Annotated in this window: 22 protein-coding genes; 8 read left to right on the top strand and 14 right to left on the bottom strand. The window is 69.0% G+C overall.

Annotated elements, in window-relative coordinates; all coding sequences use genetic code 11:
- Window positions 1–9: 9 nt before the first annotated feature.
- Window positions 10–648 carry an RICIN domain-containing protein gene (locus ACIBTM_RS20940; protein ID WP_395878713.1) on the top strand — a complete coding sequence of 213 codons (639 nt, stop codon included), beginning with the start codon at window positions 10–12 and terminating at the stop codon, window positions 646–648.
- A gap of 141 nt (window positions 649–789) precedes the next feature.
- On the opposite strand, the gene prcA is transcribed toward ACIBTM_RS20940, so the two are convergent.
- The 4 genes from prcA to dop all read right to left on the bottom strand — a co-directional run bounded on the left by prcA (window position 790) and on the right by dop (window position 4,312).
- Window positions 790–1,551 carry a proteasome subunit alpha gene (prcA, locus tag ACIBTM_RS20935; RefSeq protein ID WP_395878712.1) on the bottom strand — a complete coding sequence of 254 codons (762 nt, stop codon included), beginning with the start codon at window positions 1,549–1,551 and terminating at the stop codon, window positions 790–792.
- Window positions 1,552–1,603: 52 nt separating this feature from the next.
- The gene (prcB, locus tag ACIBTM_RS20930) at window positions 1,604–2,440 is read right to left on the bottom strand and encodes a proteasome subunit beta (protein WP_063272938.1); all 837 of its coding nucleotides are present in this window, start codon (window positions 2,438–2,440) and stop codon (window positions 1,604–1,606) included.
- Between the two features lie 77 nt (window positions 2,441–2,517).
- Window positions 2,518–2,712 (bottom strand): ubiquitin-like protein Pup, encoded by a 195-nt coding sequence (locus ACIBTM_RS20925; protein WP_037319666.1) that lies wholly within the window; start codon window positions 2,710–2,712, stop codon window positions 2,518–2,520.
- Between the two features lie 97 nt (window positions 2,713–2,809).
- The gene (gene dop, locus ACIBTM_RS20920; RefSeq protein WP_016334163.1) at window positions 2,810–4,312 is read right to left on the bottom strand and encodes a depupylase/deamidase Dop; all 1,503 of its coding nucleotides are present in this window, start codon (window positions 4,310–4,312) and stop codon (window positions 2,810–2,812) included.
- A 43-nt stretch (window positions 4,313–4,355) separates the two neighbouring features.
- Between dop and ACIBTM_RS20915 the strand changes: the two genes are divergently transcribed.
- A complete protein-coding gene (locus tag ACIBTM_RS20915) occupies window positions 4,356–4,871 on the top strand; it encodes an NUDIX hydrolase (protein ID WP_395878711.1) in 516 nt (171 codons plus the stop codon).
- Here ACIBTM_RS20915 and ACIBTM_RS20910 read toward each other — a convergent pair.
- Genes ACIBTM_RS20910 through ACIBTM_RS20900 form a run of 3 tightly spaced genes read right to left on the bottom strand, consistent with a single transcriptional unit; the run spans window position 4,868 to window position 6,824 of the window.
- A complete protein-coding gene (locus tag ACIBTM_RS20910) occupies window positions 4,868–5,473 on the bottom strand; it encodes a hypothetical protein (protein ID WP_395878710.1) in 606 nt (201 codons plus the stop codon). The two genes, ACIBTM_RS20915 and ACIBTM_RS20910, sit on opposite strands and share 4 nt — an antisense overlap.
- Window positions 5,474–5,529: 56 nt before the next feature.
- Window positions 5,530–6,483 (bottom strand): aldo/keto reductase, encoded by a 954-nt coding sequence (locus ACIBTM_RS20905; RefSeq protein WP_395878709.1) that lies wholly within the window; start codon window positions 6,481–6,483, stop codon window positions 5,530–5,532.
- Window positions 6,480–6,824, bottom strand: coding sequence for a hypothetical protein (locus ACIBTM_RS20900; protein ID WP_395878708.1), 345 nt, complete (start codon window positions 6,822–6,824; stop codon window positions 6,480–6,482). The genes ACIBTM_RS20905 and ACIBTM_RS20900 overlap by 4 nt, the downstream gene beginning before the upstream one ends.
- Before the next feature lie 144 nt (window positions 6,825–6,968).
- On the opposite strand from ACIBTM_RS20900, the gene ACIBTM_RS20895 reads away from it, so the two are divergent.
- Window positions 6,969–7,880: a DMT family transporter gene (locus tag ACIBTM_RS20895; RefSeq protein ID WP_395878707.1), complete on the top strand. Its 912-nt coding sequence runs from the start codon at window positions 6,969–6,971 to the stop codon at window positions 7,878–7,880.
- Between the two features lie 54 nt (window positions 7,881–7,934).
- Here the strand turns inward: ACIBTM_RS20895 and arc are convergent, their stop codons facing one another.
- Window positions 7,935–9,737 (bottom strand): proteasome ATPase, encoded by a 1,803-nt coding sequence (arc, locus tag ACIBTM_RS20890; RefSeq protein WP_037337492.1) that lies wholly within the window; start codon window positions 9,735–9,737, stop codon window positions 7,935–7,937.
- 362 nt (window positions 9,738–10,099) lie between these two features.
- Between arc and ACIBTM_RS20885 the strand changes: the two genes are divergently transcribed.
- On the top strand, window positions 10,100–10,921 hold the full coding sequence (locus ACIBTM_RS20885) for a hypothetical protein (RefSeq protein WP_395878706.1): 822 nt from the start codon (window positions 10,100–10,102) through the stop codon (window positions 10,919–10,921).
- A gap of 7 nt (window positions 10,922–10,928) precedes the next feature.
- The gene (locus tag ACIBTM_RS20880) at window positions 10,929–11,384 is read left to right on the top strand and encodes a hypothetical protein (protein ID WP_395878705.1); all 456 of its coding nucleotides are present in this window, start codon (window positions 10,929–10,931) and stop codon (window positions 11,382–11,384) included.
- Between the two features lie 94 nt (window positions 11,385–11,478).
- Here ACIBTM_RS20880 and ACIBTM_RS20875 read toward each other — a convergent pair whose 3' ends face one another.
- Window positions 11,479–12,303, bottom strand: a complete 825-nt coding sequence (locus tag ACIBTM_RS20875; RefSeq protein ID WP_007035384.1) for a tRNA (adenine-N1)-methyltransferase — start codon at window positions 12,301–12,303, stop codon at window positions 11,479–11,481.
- Window positions 12,304–12,361: 58 nt separating this feature from the next.
- Window positions 12,362–13,513 (bottom strand): M50 family metallopeptidase, encoded by a 1,152-nt coding sequence (locus ACIBTM_RS20870; RefSeq protein WP_395878704.1) that lies wholly within the window; start codon window positions 13,511–13,513, stop codon window positions 12,362–12,364.
- 128 nt (window positions 13,514–13,641) lie between these two features.
- Here ACIBTM_RS20870 and ACIBTM_RS20865 point away from each other — a divergent pair, with 128 nt between their 5' ends.
- The 3 genes from ACIBTM_RS20865 (at window position 13,642) to ACIBTM_RS20855 (ending at window position 16,339) form a co-directional block, all read left to right on the top strand.
- On the top strand, window positions 13,642–14,535 hold the full coding sequence (locus tag ACIBTM_RS20865; RefSeq protein WP_395878703.1) for a RecB family exonuclease: 894 nt from the start codon (window positions 13,642–13,644) through the stop codon (window positions 14,533–14,535).
- Window positions 14,536–14,550: 15 nt separating this feature from the next.
- The gene (locus tag ACIBTM_RS20860) at window positions 14,551–15,336 is read left to right on the top strand and encodes a thioesterase family protein (RefSeq protein WP_395878702.1); all 786 of its coding nucleotides are present in this window, start codon (window positions 14,551–14,553) and stop codon (window positions 15,334–15,336) included.
- Window positions 15,337–15,403: 67 nt separating this feature from the next.
- Window positions 15,404–16,339, top strand: coding sequence for a ParA family protein (locus tag ACIBTM_RS20855; RefSeq protein WP_395878701.1), 936 nt, complete (start codon window positions 15,404–15,406; stop codon window positions 16,337–16,339).
- A 71-nt stretch (window positions 16,340–16,410) separates the two neighbouring features.
- On the opposite strand, the gene hisG is transcribed toward ACIBTM_RS20855, so the two are convergent.
- From hisG to ACIBTM_RS20835, 4 genes are all read right to left on the bottom strand, one after another.
- Window positions 16,411–17,256, bottom strand: coding sequence for an ATP phosphoribosyltransferase (gene hisG, locus ACIBTM_RS20850; RefSeq protein WP_395878700.1), 846 nt, complete (start codon window positions 17,254–17,256; stop codon window positions 16,411–16,413).
- Window positions 17,257–17,288: 32 nt separating this feature from the next.
- Window positions 17,289–17,552, bottom strand: a complete 264-nt coding sequence (locus tag ACIBTM_RS20845) for a phosphoribosyl-ATP diphosphatase (protein ID WP_016334149.1) — start codon at window positions 17,550–17,552, stop codon at window positions 17,289–17,291.
- A 71-nt stretch (window positions 17,553–17,623) separates the two neighbouring features.
- Window positions 17,624–18,115 (bottom strand): methylated-DNA--[protein]-cysteine S-methyltransferase, encoded by a 492-nt coding sequence (locus tag ACIBTM_RS20840; protein ID WP_395878699.1) that lies wholly within the window; start codon window positions 18,113–18,115, stop codon window positions 17,624–17,626.
- Between the two features lie 14 nt (window positions 18,116–18,129).
- The gene (locus tag ACIBTM_RS20835; protein ID WP_395878698.1) at window positions 18,130–19,593 is read right to left on the bottom strand and encodes a DNA-3-methyladenine glycosylase 2 family protein; all 1,464 of its coding nucleotides are present in this window, start codon (window positions 19,591–19,593) and stop codon (window positions 18,130–18,132) included.
- Between the last annotated feature and the right edge of the window lie 6 nt (window positions 19,594–19,599).

Raw genomic sequence — 19,599 nt, 5'->3', positions numbered from 1 at the left:
GGAAAGAAAATGACGAAAATGAAGCGACTGGCGGGAATCATCGCCGCCGCCGCGGGTGTCCTGACCCTGGTCACCGCTCCGGCCGCGACCGCCGCACCGCAGGCCACCGGCGAGGGATTCAAGACGGTCTCCGTGAACGGCATCCAGCTCATCCCGGTCAAGCGCACCTCGACCGGCGCGCGCACGCAGGCCGCGGGCGTCGCCGACGCGGACATGTTCCTCATCCCGTCCGGCCTCAACCCGAACAAGTGCTGGGACGCCGACCTGAACACCATCAACCGCAACGGCACCAAGATGCAGCTCTGGGACTGCAACATGAACGCGGACCACCAGGCGTTCTACATCACCGACAACCCCGAGGGCTACACCCGCTTCCAGAACGTGGCCAGCGGCCGCTACCTGGACGCGGACCTCAACAGCATCAACCGCAACGGCACCATCGTCCAGCTCTGGGACTTCATCGCCGGCGCCAAGAACCAGTGGTGGGGCGGCAGCGTCAACCCCGAAGGTTACGTCCGTTTCCAGAGCCCGAGCAGCGGTCGCTACCTGACCGCGGAGGGCAACTCGGCCACCAACGGCACGCGGCTCCAGCTGTGGAGCTTCATCGCCGGCGGCCGCAGCCAGTGGTGGGGCACCGGTCCTGCCTGATATCGGCTGACCGTCCGTGAAGGCCTCCTTCCCTACTCTCAAGGTAGGGAAGGAGGCCTTCACGGCGTCCACTGTGTACCGCGCGATATGTGAAGGGCCCCTTCCCAAATGTGAGAAGAGGCCCTTCGCGTACAGAGAGGCTCAGTCCTTCTTGGACTCACCGTCGGGCTTGTCGCCGTCGGCGTCGTCCTTCTTCGGCTCTTCCGGCTCGGCGGGCAGCAGCGCCTCCAGCGCCGCACCGGCGACCCGGCGGAACTTGCGGCCCCGCCGCTCCCGCTCCAGCACGGCGACTTCGAGCTTCACCGGGTCCGAGTCGCCGTTCGCAGGCGTGGGGGTGTTGTCTCGCAACGCCTTCACCGCGACCCCGAGGGCGACGCCGAGCTCCATGTCCGGCTCGAAGCTCTCCTTCAGCTTCGTGGTGAGCGTGTCGGCCTGACCGCCCATCACGACGAACTTCGGCTCGTCGAAGATCGAACCGTCGTAGGTCAACCGGTACAGCTGGTCCTCGGCGGCGGTCGCGCCGACCTCGGCGACGCAGACCTCGACCTCGAACGGCTTCAGCTGCTCGGTGAAGATGCTGCCCAGCGTCGCGGCGTACGCGTTCGCCAGCGCACGCGCGCTGACGTCCCGCCGGTCGTACTGGTAGCCCTTCAGGTCCGCGTGCCGGATACCGGCGACACGGAGGTTTTCGAACTCGCTGTAGCGGCCCACGGCCGCGAAACCGATCCGGTCGTAGATCTCCGACACCTTGTGCAACGTCGCCGAGGGGTTCTCGGCCACGAACAGCACGCCACCGCGGTACTTGAGCACGACCACGCTCCGGCCACGCGCGATGCCCTTGCGCGCGATCTCGGAACGCTCCCGCATCAACTGCTCGGGAGAGGCGTACAACGGCATCGTCACTGTGGTGCTCCGCTCTTTCGGGCTCTCATCGGAAAGGGAACAGGGAGGAGGGCTAGCGCCCGCGCTCGGCTCGTCCGGCCACGACCGCCTCGGCCACCGCGGTCGTCTGCTCGAGCGGCAACGCCACCGCACCCTGTTCCGCGGTGACCGTCACGATCGTCGGGAAGATCCGGCGCACCAGATCCGGCCCGCCGGTCGCGGTGTCGTCGTCCGCCGCGTCGTACAACGCCTCCACGGCCGTCCGGATCGCGCCTTCGGCGTCCGCGTCGGGGTCGTACAGCTTCTTCAGCGAGCCCTTGGCGAACAGCGAACCCGAGCCGATGGCGTGGTAGCCGGCGTTCTCCTCGTAGCGCCCGCCCGTCGCGTCGTACGAGACGATGCGGCCCGCGTGCTTCGCGTCCTCGGCGTCGAGGTCGTACCCGACGAACAGCGGCAGCACGGCCAGCCCGGCCATCGCCATCTCGAGGTTCGACTTCACCAGCCCCGCGAGCTTGTTCGTCTTGCCGTCGAGCGAGAGCGAAACACCCTCGATCTTCTCGTAGTGCGCCAGTTCGACCGCGTACAGCCGCACCATCTCGATCGCCAGCCCGGCCGAGCCCGCGATGCCCACCGCCGAGTACTCGTCGGTGACGTGGACCTTCTCCATGTCGCGTGAAGCGATCAGGTTGCCCGACGTCGCCCGCCGGTCACCGGCGATCAGCACCCCGCCCGCGAACTTGACCGCGACGATCGTCGTGCCGTGCGGCGCGTCCAGCCCGCCCGCACCCGTCGCGACCCGCCGCTCCGGGAGCAGCTCGGGCGCCTGCGCCCGAAGGAAGTCCGAGAACGACGAGGTCGCCGACGAGAAGTACGCGGCGGGCAGCGCCGACTTACCCGAGGTGTGTTCCATACGTGCTCAAAGTTCCAATCTGTGTGATCCGCCGGCTCCGCACAGGCGGCCCCGGCCAGGGGCCGCCGGGAAACGAGCTACTCGCCGCCCTTTTGCACGTACGCGCGGACGAAGTCCTCGGCGTTCTCCTCGAGCACGTCGTCGATCTCGTCGAGGATCGTGTCGACGTCCTCACCGAGCTTCTCGCGCCGCTCCTGGCCCGCCGGACCGCCGTCCTCGAACTCTTCGTCCGAGTCGCCTCCGCCGTGCTTTTCGATCTTTTCCTGAGCCATCTCGCCTCCCGGTGTGGCCGATGTTTCCTAGCCTACCCAGCGGTCCCGACATTCCGTGGGATCCGTGATCGCTTAACCCCGATGAAAGGAAATCCCGCTAGTCCGAACCGGTGAGCGCCTCCACCAGCTCCTCGGCGGTCGCGGAGTCGTCCAGCAACTTCCCCACGTGGGCCTTCGTGCCCCGCAACGGCTCCAACGTCGGGATCCGCACCAGCGATTCCCTGCCGACGTCGAAGATGACCGAATCCCACGACGCCGCGGCGATGGAGTTGGCGTACTTCTCCAGCGTGCGGCCCCGGAAATAGGCCCTGGTGTCCGAAGGCGGGGTCGTGACCGCCTCCAGCACCTCCTCCTCGGTCACCAGGCGTTTCATCGAACCCCTGGTGACGAGCCTGTTGTACAGGCCCTTGTCCAGCCGGACATCCGAGTACTGCAGGTCGACCAGCCGCAACCGCGGCGCGCCCCAGGCCAGCTGGTCCCGCGCGCGGTAGCCCTCGAGCAACCGCAGCTTCGCCGGCCAGTCCAGCCTGTCCGCGCATTCCTGGGGGTCCCGTGCCAGCGCGTCGAGGATCTCGCCCCAGACCCGCAGGACCTCCTTGGAGGCCTCGTCCGCGCCGGTGCGCTCCAGGTTCGCCGACGCGATCTCGTGGTAGGCGAACTGGAGGTCCAGCCCGGTGTACTTGCGCCCGTTGGCCAGCGACACCTTCGCCTTCAGCGTGGGGTCGTGGCTGATCTGGTGCACGGCCCGCACCGGCTCGTCCAGTTTCAGGTCGTCGAACCGGATACCCGCCTCGATCAGGTCCAGCACCAGCGCCGTCGTGCCGACCTTGAGATACGTCGAGTACTCGGCCAGGTTCGCGTCACCGATGATGACGTGGAGACGGCGGTACTTGTCCGCGTCGGCGTGCGGCTCGTCGCGGGTGTTGATGATGCCGCGCTTGAGCGTCGTCTCCAGGCCGACCTCGACCTCGATGTAGTCGGACCGCTGCGAAAGCTGGAAGCCCGCTTCCTCACTCTGCTGCCCGACACCGACCCGGCCGGAACCCGTGATCACCTGACGGGAGACGAAGAACGGCGTCAGCCCCCCGATCACCGCGGTGAACGGGGTCGACCGCTGCATCAGGTAGTTCTCGTGCGTGCCGTAGCTCGCGCCCTTGCCGTCGACGTTGTTCTTGTACAGCTGCAGCGGGGGCTGCCCGGGGACGGTGGCCGCCTTGCGCGCCGCCTCCTCCATGACCCGTTCGCCCGCCTTGTCCCAGATGACCGCGTCGCGCGCGTTCGTCACCTCGGGCGCCGAGTACTCCGGGTGAGCGTGGTCGACGTACAGCCGCGCCCCGTTGGTCAGGATCACGTTCGCCGCGCCGAGGTCCTCGACGTCCGGGTCGTGCCCTGGGCCGCTCGGGCCGGTCAGGTCGAACCCGCGGGCGTCGCGCAGGGGCGATTCCACCTCGTAGTCCCACCGTGCCCGCCTCGCCCGCGGGATGTCCGCCGCGGCCGCGTAGGCCAGCACGACCTGGGTCGAGGTGAGTACCGGGTTCGCCGTCGCGTCGCCCGGCACCGCGATGCCGTACTCGACTTCGGTTCCCATGATCCGCCGCATACCCACCACCCTACGGGGTCGGGGGCGTGCGACGATGCCCCCCATGTCAGGCAGTGACGAACTCGTTGCGCTCTATGACCTCGGCGGAACGACGGTGGGAGCGGCCCCGCGCTCCCGGGTCCGCGCCGAAGGACTCTGGCACGCGGCGGGCGTGGTGTTGGTCCGTTCGAGTGACGGAGAGCGCGTCTACGTGCATCTCCGTACGGCCACCAAGGACGTCTATCCCTCCACATGGGACTGCTGGGCGGGCGGCGTCGTCGCGGCGGGCGAGACCCCCGAGGAGTGCGCGCGCCGGGAACTGGCCGAAGAACTGGGTGTTCACGCTGTGGAACTGCGGCCGCTTTTCACCCACGTCTACGACCAGGGCACGATCCGCTGCCACAACTTCGCCTTCGAGGCGAGGTGGGACGGCCCGTTCGTCCATCAGCCGTCCGAAGTGGTCGAAGGACGGTGGCTGACGCTCGGCGAATTGCGTTCGTGGCTCGACGATCCTTCGAGCGCTTTCGTGCCGGACGGCCGTCTCGGTGCGCTGGAGTGGTTCCGGCGGGAGAACGCTTAAGCCGAACGGAGGCGCTGCGCGACGATCGGCAACAACCGCTTCGCCGCGTCCGTCGCCCGTGCTTCGGTTCCGGCGGTCACGCTGAGGGCGGAGACGAGCTTCCCCTTGGCGAGCAACACCGTGCACGTCGTGCCCTCGCACCAGGCGCGCTGGACCTCGATGCCGGTCTGCTTCGTCAGCGTGACCTTCTTGCCTTCGCAGTCCGCCTGGGTGACGACGTCCGAGGCGTCACGGTCGGCGTACTCGGTGACCTGATGTTCCAGCGTCGAGCCGCTCGGATACGACCACGCCGCCGAACGGCTCGTGCCGCGGGTGAGACCGGTCAGACAGCCGGACACCTTGCTCCCGCCGGGAACGACCTCTTCCTCGGCGACGTCCTCGTCGGTCAGCAACGCGGCGGAGACGGCCGCGGGGACCGGAGTCTGGGTCGTCGGCGGCGGAACCGGGTTGGCCTGCGGCTTGACCGAAGGCTGCGCGGGCTCGACCGTCGGCGTCGGTGTCGGGTCGTCGTAGTAGGTGTCGAGGTCGTTGGGACGGTCGGCGCATCCCGACAGACCGAACAGCGCGACCGTCGCCACCGCGAGCACCTGCCGATGACGCACTCTCGAGTCCTCCCCGATGTCCCGCCTGACGTTTGCCGCGAGACTAGTCCAGCCCTTCAGTGCCAGCCGAGGCAGGACCTGTGCCGCCAGTAAGCGGACGGCTCCTCGGCGAGCGTCGCGAGTTCCGCGAGTTCGTCAGCGGTCGGCTTCGCCTTCGTGGCAACGAGATTCTCCCGCAGCTGGGCCGTACTCGACGGGCCGATGACCGCGACGGGCCGCCAGTCCTGCGCGAGCACCGCCGCGATGGCCACCGCGTCCGGACCCGTCCCGTGCTCCCGCGCGATCCGCGCGAGCGGCGACGGCGGCTCGACCACCAGCCTTCCGTTCGCGACGGTTTCCTTGACCAGCACCCGTTTCCCGGCGGCGTGCGCTTCCGCGAGCGCCGGACCGACCGAGGGTTCGAGCAGGTTCCACGTCGACTGCACGGCGCTGAAGACCGGGGTTCCGGCCACCTCCAGCTCGAACGCCCGCCGCACTGCGTCCGCCTGGGCGGGCCCGGACGTGGAGAACCCCACTGGGACACCGCCGGCCGCCAGTTCGGCGAGCGCGCCGATCAGCCGGTCGTCGGTGAACAGCGGACTGTCCACAGTGAGCGAGTGGACCTGGTAGAGCGAGACCGCCTTCCCCAGCAGGTCGACGGTTTCCGCCCACTGTTCGGCGAACCGCGCCGCGGTGTGCTCCTTGACCTCGTGCACCTCCGCGTCGAGCTTCCACTCCCCCACGTAGCGGTAGCCCCATTTGCTCGACACCGTCACGTCCGTATGCCCGCGGTCGGCGAGCCATCCGGCCAGGAACTCCTCCGAAGAGCCATACGAACGGGCGACGTCGATCCACCGGACGCCCGCGCCGTACGCGTCGTCCAGCACGTCGTAGGTCGCCGCGCGCATCGCCTCGAACGCACGTCCTGGCGGCAGCGCCTCTGCCCGGCCGAGGTTGATGTACGCGGGCCTGCCGAGCGCCGCCAGCCCGACGGCGATCCGGTCGCCGACGGGGATTTCCGTGTCCGTCACCGGGCTCCTTCGTTCTTGTGGCGGAGGATCGCGAGCCACTGGCTCGAATTCTGCGCCTGCCGGTGAAGCTTTTCGAGGCGGGCCGCCGGAGCCCGAACGTAACCCTTGCCGAAGACCGGCGCGATCTGACGGAGGCTGGCGCCCTCCTCCCTCGCGGCGAGCAGTGCCCAGTCGGAGGCGTCCGCGCAAGCCGCGGAAGCGCGGCGCAACTCGCCCAGCAGCTCGATCAGCTCGGGGGCGCTCACCTCGCCCGACCGGACGGCGGCGGCCGTCGTTTCCAGCCAGGCCAGGACATCGGCTTCGGTGATCGGCGCGCGCGGGCGCCCGGAGGATTCGCTCACAGCCCGGAAGTATAGGTCGTTATACGGCAGGTTCGGCCGAGCGCCACGCGGGAGGCGTCGACCACATCGTCCGAAAACCGCTGGAGCGCAAGGGGGATGCCGGGATTCACTGAGCGCGGACTTGCGGAATCAGGAGAAGGACAATTGGGACGTTTCAGTATCGCGATCCGGTTCGCGGCGCTCGCGATCGTATGGGGTGCGAGTTTTCTGTTCATCAAGGTCGGTCTCACCGGCCTTTCACCAGCCCAAGTGGCGCTCTCCCGCGTCTGCCTCGGCGCGGTGGCGCTGATCGCCATCGCCGCCTGGCGCCGTAAGCCACTCCCCCGCGATCCGGCGCTCTGGGGCCATCTCGCGGTAGTCTCCGTGCTGCTGTGCGTCATCCCGTTCCTGTTGTTCTCCTGGGCCGAGCAGTACATCTCCTCCGGGCTCGCCAGCATCTTCAACGCGACGACACCGCTGATCACCATGCTCATCGCCGCCGCGGCCCTGCCGTCGGAACGGTTCACGAAGGCCCGCACGACCGGACTGATCCTCGGATTCCTGGGAGTGCTCACCATCGTCGGGGTCTGGCAAGGGATCGACGTCTCCCACGAGCTGACCGCGCAGCTGGCGTGCCTGGGCGCGACGACGTGCTATGGGATCTCGTTCGTCTACGTACGACGGTTCATCTCCTGGCGGAACCTCGACGCGCCGACCATCGCGCTCGGGCAGGTCTGCTGCGGCGCCGTCGTGATGCTGGCGCTGGCGCCGTTCATCGCGACGACGCCGGTGCGTCTCGACACGCCGATCGTGCTCAGCATGATCGCGCTCGGGGCGTTCGGCACCGGGCTGGCCTATGCCTGGAACGCGTCGATCATCGCGGCGTGGGGCGCGTCGAACGCGTCGGCAGTGACCTACCTCACACCCGTTGTCGGCGTGCTGCTCGGTGTCCTCGTGCTCGACGAACCCCTGGCGTGGAACCAGCCCGTCGGCGCGCTGCTCGTCGTTCTGGGAATCCTGGCCGCGCACGGGCGGCTGAGCCCGCGCAAGAAGGTCCAGGAAGCCGTAGCCGTGTGACGCGAAGGAGCCCTTCACCGCAACACGTGCGGTGAAGGGCCCCTTCGGTTCGGACTACAGGTACTGACCGGTGTTCGTGGCGGTGTCTATCGCCCGCCCCGAATCCTGGTTCTTGCCGGTGACGAGCGTGCGGATGTAGACGATCCGCTCGCCCTTCTTGCCGGAGATCCGGGCCCAGTCGTCCGGGTTGGTGGTGTTGGGCAGGTCCTCGTTCTCCGCGAACTCGTCGACGATCGCGTCCAGCAGATGCTGCACGCGCAGGCCGGGCTGCTTGGTCTCCAGCACCGACTTGATGGCCGACTTCTTCGCCCGGTCCACGATGTTCTGGATCATCGCGCCCGAGTTGAAGTCACGGAAGTAGAGGACTTCCTTGTCACCGTTGGCGTAGGTGACCTCGAGGAACCGGTTCTCGTCCGTCTCCTCGTACATCCGCTCGACGGTGTGCTGGATCATCGCGTCGAAGGTCGCCTTCACATCCCCGCCGAACTCGGCGAGGTCGTCCGCGTGGATCGGGAGACCGTCGGACAGGTACTTGGAGAAAATGTCCTTCGCGCCTTCGGCGTCCGGACGCTCGATCTTGATCTTGACGTCGAGCCGGCCCGGCCGCAGGATCGCCGGGTCGATCATGTCCTCACGGTTGGAGGCGCCGATGACGATGACGTTCTCCAGGCCCTCGACACCGTCGATCTCCGAAAGCAGCTGCGGGACGATCGTGGTCTCCACGTCGGAGGACACGCCCGAACCGCGGGTGCGGAAGATCGAGTCCATCTCGTCGAAGAACACGATCACCGGGGTGCCTTCGGAGGCCTTTTCCCGAGCCCGCTGGAAGATCAGGCGGATATGCCGCTCGGTCTCCCCGACGAACTTGTTCAGCAGTTCCGGACCCTTGATGTTCAGGAAGTAGGACTTCCCGTCCGCCGAGTCGCCGCGGGCTTCCGCGACCTTCTTGGCGAGCGAGTTGGCCACCGCCTTGGCGATGAGGGTCTTTCCGCAGCCAGGAGGCCCGTAGAGCAGCACGCCCTTCGGCGGGCGAAGCTGGTACTCCTGGTACAGATCGGCGTGCAGGAACGGAAGCTCGACGGCGTCGCGGATCTGCTCGATCTGCCGGGTGAGGCCACCGATGTCCTCGTACCGGACGTCGGGCACCTCCTCCAGCACGAGATCCTCGACCTCCGCCTTCGGCACGCGCTCGTAGGCGTAACCGGCCTTCGAGTCCACCAGCAGGGAATCGCCCGGCTTGAGGGGCTGTTCGGCCAGCGGATCGGAGAGCAGGACGACCCGCTCCTCGTCCGCGTGCCCGACCACGAGCGCACGGGGGCTGCCGCCCTCGACGTCCGGGGCCAGCACCTCGCGCAGCGCGCAGACCTCGCCGATCCGCTCGAAGTCACCGCCTTCGACGACGGTGAGCGCCTCGTTGAGCCGCAACGCCTGTCCGCGCTGCAGCGACGAGACCTCGACCGCGGGTGAGACCGAAACCCGCATCTTGCGGCCCGCGGTGAACACGTCCACCGTGTTGTCCTCGTACGCGGTGACGAACACGCCGTAACCGCTCGGAGGCTGGGCCAGCCTGTCGACCTCCTCCCGCAACGCGAGCAACTGGCCACGCGCCTCGCGGAGCGTCTCGACCAGTTTCGTGTTGCGTTCCGTGAGTTGGCTCACGCGTTCCGACGCCTCGGCGAGTCGCTGCTCCAGCACTCGGTTCTGACGTGGGGAATCGGTGAGCTTCCGGCGCAGCAGGGCGACTTCCTCCTCGAGGAAGCGGATCTGGCGTGCCTGCTCGTCGGACGTGGTTCCAGCTCCGGTCGTTTCTGAAGGGTCGGCCTCCTCGCGCCGACCTCCGGGAAGGTCATGATGCATCGGGCACCTCCTCGGAGTGCTTTTCATTCCACGGTACCGGCGATCACCGACAATAAAAGGCCTTTCCGCATCACAAGATCGGCGCGTCGCGTTCCGGACCACCCGCCAGCACGTACCTTCGCGACGCGCAAGGGGCCATCCCGGTGCCGGGTCCGGCGCACTCATGGTCACAATCCGTCCACCTGGCCTGACCTGCGACGGAATACCCGGCTCCGTCCGGGTGCAAACGGGTTTCCGGTCTCAGTTCGGCCCTAATCGAGCGGCGATCCGGCTCGATGGCTAGCATCGGGCGACGTTCGCCGGGGAGGCGGACCCGCAGGTCATGTTGAGCATTTTCGCAGAACAGCTAGGGGGCACCACCCATGACTTACCCGCCGCAGCAGCCCGGCGGCTACGGACAGGATCCGTACGGCCAGCAGGGCGGGTACCCGCAGAGCGGCCCCCAGCCGCAACAGGGCTACCCCGGCGCCGGCCAGTACGGACAACAGGACCCGTACGGCCAGCAGCAAGGTGGTTACCCGCAGAGCGGTCCTCAGCCCCAGCAGGGATACCCCGGTGGCACGCAGCAGTTCGGCCAGCCGGATCCGTATGGGCAGCAGGGCGGCTTCAACGCGTACCCGCAGGAAGGCGGTTACGGCGGCGGAGAACCACCCAAGAAAAAGAAGACCGGCCTGATCGTCGGCATCGCGATCGGCGCGGTCGTGCTGGTCGGTGGCGGTGTCACCGCGCTGGTCATCGCGCTGAACTCCGGTGACGACAACCCGACCGCCGCGCCGCCCTCCAGCAGCGCCGCCCCGTCGGAGGCCCCGTCCTCGTCGCAGAAGCCGAGTTCGACGCGCACCAGGTCCAGCTCGCCGAGCACGTCGTCGACCAGGGGCTCCGGTCCGGCGCCGGGCGGCAAGGCCACGCCGCAGGAGGTCTTCGAAAGCGCCGCGAGTTCCTACAGCGCGGGCGACAAGCAGACGTTCCTCAACCTGATCTGCCGTAGCGAGAACACCAAGGACGAGGGCAAGCCGCTCGACCCGATCAAGCTCGAGATCACCGAGCCCGCCAAGGAAAGCGGTGACCGGGCGACCGGGCGCTACCGCGCCACCCAGGGCACCAAGACGGCGGAGGGCACCATCACCGCGGCCAAGGAATCGGATCTGTGGTGCCTCAAGGACATCAAGGCCGACAAGAAGTGACCTGCCCGTGACGGTGAGCCACAAGCTGACCGCCGTCGCGGTGGTTTGCGGCGCGGTCGTGGCCGGGGTCGTGGTGGGGCTGCTTCTGGTGGCCCCGTCCGGCTCCGACCCGGCCGCGTCGAGCAGTGTCACGCCCGAGCCACGACCGGGTTCGTCCCGTCCGGTGCCGGTGGATCCGGACGTGGCGGCGGTCGAAGTCGTCGGCAAGGCGATCGCCGCGGCCATCGTCAACCACGACGCGACGGCGTTCGGGAAGCTCACCTGCGTCCAGCAGTCTTCGGCCGATCTGGCCGAGCTCGGACGGAAATGGGCGGCCGCGGGGCAGGTCACCGCGACCGTCCCGGACCCGCCGGCGGTCAGCGGCGACTCCGCCTCCGTGACCGTTCACGTCGAAGGTGCCGGCGGCCAGAAGGACACGCCGTTCCCGCTGAAGAAGCGCGACGGCAAATGGTGTGTGCAGTAATTTTTGTCGACCGCTGAAGTCTCCGTCGGGCGCGGGGCGCCCTTGGGGAGACCGTTCGGTACCGACACCTCGGTACTTGTGCCGCTGCTTTCCGCTAGCCCTTGCCGGAGCGACGGTGGACCCGCGGTGACACGGTCCCGTCCGCCAGACGGCGCGCGGTCAGCAGGAAAGCGGTGTGCGCGACCATCCGGTGGTCCGGCCGCACCGCGAGACTCACGACGTGCCATGGCCGCATGAGCGTCTCCCACGACTCCGGCTCGGTCCAGCACTGCTGATCCCGCAGGGCTTCCGTGATCCGCGAAAGCTGTGTGACCGTCGCCACATAAACCGTGAGCACGCCGCCGGGCACGAGATGCGCGGCGACCGTCTCCAGCTGGTCCCAAGGCGCCAGCATGTCGAGGACGACGCGGTCGACCTCGCCGGTGTGCGTCGACAGGTCCGCGACCGTCAGCGACCAGTTGTCCGGCTTGTGGCCGAAGAACTTCTCCACGTTCCGCTCGGCGTGTTCGGCGTGGTCGTCCCGGATCTCGTAGGACTGCACGGTGCCTTCCGAGCCGACCGCCCGCAGCAGCGAGCAGGTCAGCGCACCGGAGCCGGCGCCCGCTTCGAGCACCCGCGCCCCCGGGAAGATGTCGCCCCACATCACGATCTGCGCGGCGTCCTTCGGGTAGATCACCTGCGCGCCGCGCGGCATCGACAACACGTAGTCCGGCAGCAGCGGGCGCAGCGCCAGATAGTGGCTGCCGCCCGCCGAAGTGACGACGGAACCCTCCTGCGCGCCGATCACGTCGTCGTGCGCCAGCGCGCCGCGGTGCGTGTGATACTGCTGTCCCTCGGCCAGCACCATGGTGTAGTGCCGCCCCTTGGAGTCGGTCAGCTGAACCCGGTCACCAACACGAAACGGCCCTCGGACCGACACTGAACCTCCATACCCGCAAACTGATCGACGACCGATCCTCGCAGGTGGCCTCGCCGCGCTACGCCGGGGGTCGGCTCCGGGTCATCGCGGCGCGCAGGTCTTCACGCCGGAGCACCCCCGCGGGCCTGCCCTCGTCGTCCACGACGAGGAACTGCCACGCGGCGGTTTCCCTGACCCGCTCGGCGATCTCCTCCCCCGACTCCGAGGAGAGCAGCACGGTGTCGGCGCGGATCGGCTCCGCGGCCATCTCCGCGGGCGCGTGCGGCGACGTCCCGGCCAACTGCGCGGCGGCCGTCTCGTCGAGCAGCCCGGCGGCGACGCCGTCGGCACGCACCAGGACCACCCCGCGGCCCGCCGAAGCGGCCAGCGCGTCCGAAACGGGGCTTTCCGCGGGAAGCTGGAGAACGGGCCGGATCAGTTCGCTGAGCCGTACGCCTTCCGGCCAGCCTCGGCGTGTTTCGGCGGCGAGTTCGCTTCGCGCGCCGAGGATCACGAACCACGCTGTCACGACGCAGACGCCGAGGCGGAGCCAACGGTCCTCGCTGCCCGCCGCCAGCCCCCACAGCGCCCAGACGACCAGCCCCGCCGCGACGAGACCGCCACCGACGACCGCGGCCCGTGTGCCCTTCTCGCGGCGTCCCGTGGCCGCCCAGACCCCGGCGCGGACCAGCCGTCCGCCGTCGAGCGGGAGTCCGGGAAGGAGGTTGAAGATCCCGACGGCGAAGTTCGCGACGGCACATTCGGCGATGAGCAGCCATGCGGCGCTTTCGGGCGGGACCGCGAACATCAGCAGACCGCAGAATCCGCCGAGCAGCAACGAAACCACCGGCCCGGCGGCGGCGACAAGCCCCTCCTGCCGAGGCTGGCGGGGAGTCCTGGCGACCTCGGAGAGACCGCCGAGCAGGAACAGCCGCAGGCGCCGGACCGGGATGCCGAGGCGCAGCGCGACCAGGCAGTGCCCGAGTTCGTGCGCGAGCACCGAGAGTCCGAGAAGGACCGCGAACGCGGCCGCCAGGAGCCAGGAGGTCAACGTGGTGACGCCGGGCAGGATCCGGCCGACCAGCGGTGTGTAGAGCACCACGATGATCAGGGAGCCGATCCACCACGAAGGGGCCAGCAGCACGGGGATCCCGGAGACCCGGAACAGCAGGAGCCCACCCTCTGGTGCCACGCCTCGTCGAGGCGGGCCCTGCTCACCCGTCACCGCCATGTGTCGAAGCGTAGATGCCCAGGTGTGGGGTACCGGTAACCCGCCCTTCCCGTCCGGGTGGTGTCGGTCATGCCGCTCCGGTGCGTTGCGGTCCCGAAACTGTCGGTGCCCGGCGATACGCTCCTTACATGCCCGACACCGACACGGTCACCGCCGATCCGCCGCCCGGCGCCGAAGTCCCGCGCCGTCGGCCGGCCCTGTCCCCGTCGCGTGCCAGCGACTTCAAGCAGTGTCCGCTGCTCTACCGCTTCCGCGCGGTCGACAGACTGCCCGAGATCCCGACGAAGGCCCAGCTGCGCGGCACGCTGGTGCATTCCGTGCTGGAGCGCCTGTTCTCCCTTCCCCAGGCCGATCGCACCCCTCCGCAGGCCAAGGAGCTGCTCGCACCGGCGTGGGAGGAGCTGTCCGCGGAACGTCCGGAGTGGATCGAGCTGTTCGATCAGGAGGACCCCGACGCCGTCACGTCGTGGCTCTCGTCGGCCGAGCAGCTCGTCGACACCTATTTCGGCCTCGAGGATCCGCGTCGCCTGGAGCCGGAGGCGTGTGAACTGCACGTCGAGATCGAACTGGGCTCCGGTGTGCTGCTCCGGGGCTACGTCGACAGGCTGGACGTGGCTCCGACCGGCGAAATCCGCGTCGTCGACTACAAGACCGGTGCCGCGCCCCGCGAGATCGGCGAGGCCAAGGCGATGTTCCAGATGAAGTTCTACGCCGTGGTCCTCTGGCGGCTTCGCGGTGTCGTACCTCGCCAGCTGAAACTGATGTACCTCACCGACGGGCAGTCACTGGCGTACACGCCCGACGAGGGCGAGCTGATCCGTTTCGAGCGCACGCTGGAGGCGATCTGGCAGGCGATCCTCAAAGCGGGCAAGACCGGAGATTTCCGGCCGAATCCGAGCAAACTCTGCGCGTGGTGCGACCACCAGGCCCTCTGCCCGCAGTACGGCGGCACTCCCCCGCCGTACCCCGGCTGGCCGGAGCCGGATCCCGGCGAAGAGTCCGTATTGGACCGTGCGGACTAGGCCTAGGGTGCGTTTGTGACAGAAGCCTTCTACGTGCCGTCAGGCGACGGCGTCTTCCTCCCGACCCCGCACACCGCCGGCCCCTGGACTCCCGAAGCGCAGCACTTCGGGCCGCCCTCGGCGTTGCTGGTCCGCGCGCTCGAAGAGGTCGAGGCGCCGCACGCGAGCCAGCTGGCCCGGGTGACGGTCGAGATCCTCGGGCCCGCACCGCTCGAAGAGCTGTCGGTACGGGCTCGGGTGGAACGACCGGGCCGGTCGGTCGAGTGGCTGACGGCCGAACTCTCCCACGGCGAGCGGGTCGTCGCCCGTGCCTCGGCGTGGCGTATCGCGACGTCGGACACCACCGCGGTGGCCACCGCGGAAGCACCCGCGCTGCCGTCACCGGACGGTCTGCCCGCGTCGACCTGGCCTGAAGGCTGGCACGGCGGGTACCTCCAAGCCGTCGAGTGGCGCCGCGTCAAGGGCGCGCTGGACGAACCCGGCCCCGCGACCGTCTGGGGCAGGCAGCGCGTCGCGCTCGTGGACGGGGAGAAGCCGAGCCCGCTGCAGCGGCTGTTCGTGCTGGCGGACTCCGGCAACGGGATCTCGAACTTCCTGGACCCGCGGGAGTGGTGGTTCATCAACTCGGAGCTGACGGTGCACCTCCGCCGCCCGCCCCTCGGCGACTGGATCGGCGTCGACGCGGCCACCCTGGTCGGCCCGAACGGGATCGGCACGGCGACGACGACGCTGCACGACGCGTCGGGGCCGATCGCCTCCGGGGCGCAGGCGTTGCTGGTGCGACCGCGACAGGCGGGCTGATAGACGCGCTTTCTCGGCGTGTTTCCAATAGCCTTCGCGGAACAACAGACACAGGGAGCGCTTCGGCATGCAGATCACCTCGGTGGTCAACCAGAAAGGCGGGGTCGGCAAGACCTCACTCAGCGTGGGCGCGGCGGCCGCACTGGCCGAACGCGGCCGCCGGGTGCTGCTGATCGACCTCGACCCACAGGGCCACGCGACCACCGAACTCCTCGGACTCGACGAGGTGTCGCCGGACATGCCCAGTCTCGCGAAAGCCCTGACCAAGGTGTGGAAGGGCTCGATCGAGGAGCTCGCGGTGCGACATCCGCGCAGCAACCTCGGGCGGGGCGGCGCGTTCGACGTCATCCCGACCTCGCCGGGGATGTTCGACCTGATCCGGCGGCTGGACCAGTTCCGCGTACCCGGCTGGCAGCTGGCCAGGGTCATCCAGTTCGCGAACTACGACCACATCATCATCGACTGCCCGCCCGCGCTCGACGTGCTCACCAACAACGCGCTCGCCGCTTCGCACGGGATCCTCGTGCCGGTGCAGCCGGACCGGACGAGCATCCGCGCGCTGCGCCTGCTCGCGGACCAGGTGCGTTACGTCGAACAGACCGTCGGCCGTCCGCCGATCGCCTACTACGGCCTCGTGCCCGGGCTGTACCGCCGCCCGATCTCGCACTACGCGGCCGCGGCGTTGCAGGAGCTGTACGCGTTCGGGATCCCGATGCTGTCGCACGTCCCGCTCGGCGTCGTGATGAACGAAGCCGCCGCGCACGGCGTACCGGTGACGACGTACGCGCCGGAAACGCTGCAGGCGTTGTCGTTCCGGGAGATCGCGGAGACACTGGACGGCTACCTGCAGAACCATCCGGCCGCGGCGATCGTGCCCGCGGACGAGGAGTTCGTCTTCGAGGACTTCATCACCGAGGTCTCGGTGACTCGCAGCGCCAAGGACAACGGAGCGCGAAAGAAGCTCTACGACCTGATGCCCAAGAAGCCCAACCGCCCCCGCTAGCCAATGCTATGAAAGGTCCTTTCCTTGCAAATTTTGCAAGGAAAGGACCTTTCATAGCGTCCGGAGCGAGGTCAGAGGCGGCAGGCCCGGATGTCGGAAGCCAGGATGGCCTTGGCGCCGGTCTCGGCGAGCTCGTCCATGATCCGGTTGACCTCCTTGCGCGGCACCATCGCCCGCACGGCCACCCAGTCTTCGTGGGCCAGCGGCGCGACGGTCGGCGACTCGAGACCCGGCGTGATCGAGATGGCGGCGTCGAGCAGCGACCGCGGGCAGTCGTAGTCCAGCATCATGTAGTGCTGAGCGAAGACGACACCTTGCAGCCGTGCCTTGAGCTGGTCCTTGGGCCGGGTGTGCTCGGTGCCCGCCCGCTGCAGCAGCACCGCCTCCGACACACAGATCGGGTCCCCGAAGGCCACGAGGTTGTGCTGGCGCAACGACCGTCCCGACTCGACGACGTCCGCGATGGCGTCGGCCACGCCGAGCTGGATCGAGATCTCGACGGCGCCGTCGAGGCGGATGACCTCCGCCTCCACCCCGTGCTGCTTCAGGTTCTCGCGCACGAGCCGCGGGTACGACGTCGCGAGCCGCTTGCCCTGCAGGTCTTCGGCCCGCCACTCCCGGCCCGCCGGCGCGGCGTACCGGAAGGTGGAACCGCCGAAGCCGAGGCCCAGGATCTCCTCGACCGGGGCACCGGAATCGAGCGCGAGGTCGCGGCCGGTGATGCCGAGATCCAGCTCGCCGGATCCGACGTAGATCGCGATGTCCTTGGGACGCAAGAAGAAGAACTCGACCTCGTTGATCGTGTCGAGCACGGTCAGGTCGCGGGCCTCATGTCGCTTGCGGTAGCCGGCCTCTCCGAGCATCTCCGTCGCGGCGGCGGCGAGGGCTCCCTTGTTCGGCACGGCGACACGCAGCATTGCTTCTCCTTGGTTTTCCGGACGCGAACGCGTCACAGGTACCGGTACACGTCCTCTGTCGACAGTCCTCGGCCGAGCATGAGCACCTGTACGCGGTACAGCAGCTGTGAAATCTCCTCGGAGAGCCTGTCGTCGGATTCGTGCTCGGCGGCGATCCACACCTCGCCCGCCTCTTCGAGCACCTTCTTGCCCTGCGCGTGCACTCCCGCGTCCAGTGCGGCGACGGTGCCGGAACCGTCGGGGCGCGTACGGGCGCGCTCGGCAAGCTCGGCGAACAGCTCATCGAAGGTCTTCACGGTCCGAGATCCTTCCATCCGCGCCCGCGCCGCGCTGCCCCGGGCCGGTGTGTTGCCGCCCGCGTCACACCTCAGAACAGCGCAGCGCCGCCCCGCTCGAAGTCGAGCAGGTGCCGCTTCCGTTCGACACCGCCGCCGTAACCGGTGAGATCGCCGTTGGAACCGATCACCCGATGGCACGGCACGATGATGCCGATCGGGTTCTTCCCGTTCGCGAGCCCGACCGCGCGCGAGGCGGTGGGCCTGCCGAGCCGGTCGGCGAGCTGACCGTAAGAGACCGTCTCGCCATATGGGATGCCGAGCAGGCCTTCCCAGACCATCCGCTGGAATTCGGTGCCGCCGAAGCTCAGCGGGAGATCGAATTCCTTCCGCTGTCCGGCGAAGTACTCCTTCAACTGCTTCTCGGTCTCGACGAAGATCGGCGCGTCCGGTTCCTGATGGCCGAAACTCTCCTCGGGCGGGCGGTGCCGCTGCTGGACCATGTAGACCCCGCAGAGGCTTTCGCCGTCCGCGACCAGGGTCAGCTTGTCGTACGGACTGTCGATGACGGTGTGCGTGCGCATGGCGCTCCTCGAATTCAGGCGGCGGGCAGCCGGTTGATCGGGTGATCTCCGGTCGCCCAGAGGTGCTGGACGGCGTAGGCGCGCCACGGGCGCCAGTGTTCGGCGTGCGCGGCGAACGCCGCCGGGCCGAGCCCGAGCCCTTTCGCGGCGACTTTGACGCCGAGGTCGGTCGGCAGGAAGGCGTCGGGGTCGCCGAGCGAGCGCATGGCGATGCTCTCGACGGTCCACGGGCCGAAGCCGGGCAACGCGTGCAGCCGCTCGCGGGCGCGCTGCCAGTCGCTTCCCGCGCCGAGGTCGAGTTCCCCGCCGTTCAGTTCCGCGACGAGGCCGAGCAGGGTCCGCTTGCGGCTCTGCGGCATGGCGAGGCTCTCCGGGTCGATCTCCGCGAGCGCGGCGGTGTCCGGGAAGACGTGGGTGAGCCCGCCGTCCGGATCGTCGACGGGGTCACCATGCACGAGGACCAGCCTGGCGGCGTGGGTGCGGGCGGCCGCGGTGGACACCTGCTGCCCCAGTACGGCGCGGACGGCGAACTCGTCACCGTCGACCGTCCTCGGCACCCGCCTGCCCGGCGCGGCGGCGACGAGCGGCCCGAGCTGCGGATCCGCGGCCAGAGCGTCGTCGACGGCGACCGGGTCGGCGTCCAGGTCGAGCAGACGGCGGCAACGGCTGATCGCGGTCGAGAGATCCCGCAGATCCGACAAGGTGAGCCGGCAGCCGATGTAGCCGTCCTCCGGCTTGAGCGCGACGACGGCGGGTCCGTGCGGGAGCCGCAGCGTGCGGCGGTACGCGCCGTCGCGCCATTCCTCGACCCCGGGGACACCGGTCGCGACGAGATGCCCGAAGAGGTTGTCCGGGAACAGCGGCTTCCGGTACGGCAGACGCAGGTTCAGCGTCCCTGGCGCGGCCGCCGGGGCGGAGCGGACACGCGCCCGCAGTTCCGTCGGGGACAGCGCGAAGACCTCACGGACGGTGTCGTTGAAGGTCCGGACGCTGCCGAACCCCGCGGCGAGGGCGACGTCGATCATCGACAGGCCGGTCGTCTCGATCAGCAGCCGCGCCGTCTGCGCCCGTTGCGCACGGGCGAGACTGAGCGGGCCCGCGCCGAGTTCGGCGCGCACGTGCCGCTCCACCTGCCGGACGCTGTAGCCGAGCCGGGCGGCCAGGCCGCTCACGCCGTCGGTGTCGACGACGCCGTCGGCGATCAGCCGCATCGCCCTGGCCACCAGGTCCGCGCGCTCGTTCCACTGCGGCGACCCGGGGCTGGCATCCGGACGGCACCGTTTGCAGGCACGGAACCCGGCCTCCTGCGCGGCCGCCGCGCTCGGGTAGAACGTCATGTTCTCCGGTTTGGGCGGGACGACCGGGCAGCTCGCCCGGCAGTAGATCCGCGTCGTCAGGACGGCGGTGAAGAACCAGCCGTCGAACCGGGCGTCCTTCGCTTGGACCGCCCGGACACAGCGCTCGAAATCCTCATGCACCAGGCC

It is taken from the genome of Amycolatopsis sp. NPDC049868, assembly GCF_044461365.1.
Classification (GTDB): Bacteria; Actinomycetota; Actinomycetes; order Mycobacteriales; family Pseudonocardiaceae; genus Amycolatopsis.
Note: the sequence above shows the minus strand (reverse complement) of the source record. Positions and strands in the feature narration are given on the sequence as shown.

Excerpts from the sequence above, each read along its gene's own strand:
- ACIBTM_RS20940 (WP_395878713.1), top strand. The coding sequence starts at position 10 with ATGACGAAAATGAAGCGACTGGCGGGAATCATCGCCGCCGCCGCGGGT.
- prcB (WP_063272938.1), bottom strand. The coding sequence starts at position 2,440 with ATGGAACACACCTCGGGTAAGTCGGCGCTGCCCGCCGCGTACTTCTCG.
- ACIBTM_RS20925 (WP_037319666.1), bottom strand. The coding sequence starts at position 2,712 with ATGGCTCAGGAAAAGATCGAAAAGCACGGCGGAGGCGACTCGGACGAA.
- dop (WP_016334163.1), bottom strand. The coding sequence starts at position 4,312 with ATGCGGCGGATCATGGGAACCGAAGTCGAGTACGGCATCGCGGTGCCG.
- ACIBTM_RS20915 (WP_395878711.1), top strand. The coding sequence starts at position 4,356 with ATGTCAGGCAGTGACGAACTCGTTGCGCTCTATGACCTCGGCGGAACG.
- arc (WP_037337492.1), bottom strand. The coding sequence starts at position 9,737 with ATGCATCATGACCTTCCCGGAGGTCGGCGCGAGGAGGCCGACCCTTCA.
- ACIBTM_RS20885 (WP_395878706.1), top strand. The coding sequence starts at position 10,100 with ATGACTTACCCGCCGCAGCAGCCCGGCGGCTACGGACAGGATCCGTAC.
- ACIBTM_RS20870 (WP_395878704.1), bottom strand. The coding sequence starts at position 13,513 with ATGGCGGTGACGGGTGAGCAGGGCCCGCCTCGACGAGGCGTGGCACCA.
- ACIBTM_RS20865 (WP_395878703.1), top strand. The coding sequence starts at position 13,642 with ATGCCCGACACCGACACGGTCACCGCCGATCCGCCGCCCGGCGCCGAA.
- ACIBTM_RS20855 (WP_395878701.1), top strand. The coding sequence starts at position 15,404 with ATGCAGATCACCTCGGTGGTCAACCAGAAAGGCGGGGTCGGCAAGACC.
- hisG (WP_395878700.1), bottom strand. The coding sequence starts at position 17,256 with ATGCTGCGTGTCGCCGTGCCGAACAAGGGAGCCCTCGCCGCCGCCGCG.
- ACIBTM_RS20840 (WP_395878699.1), bottom strand. The coding sequence starts at position 18,115 with ATGCGCACGCACACCGTCATCGACAGTCCGTACGACAAGCTGACCCTG.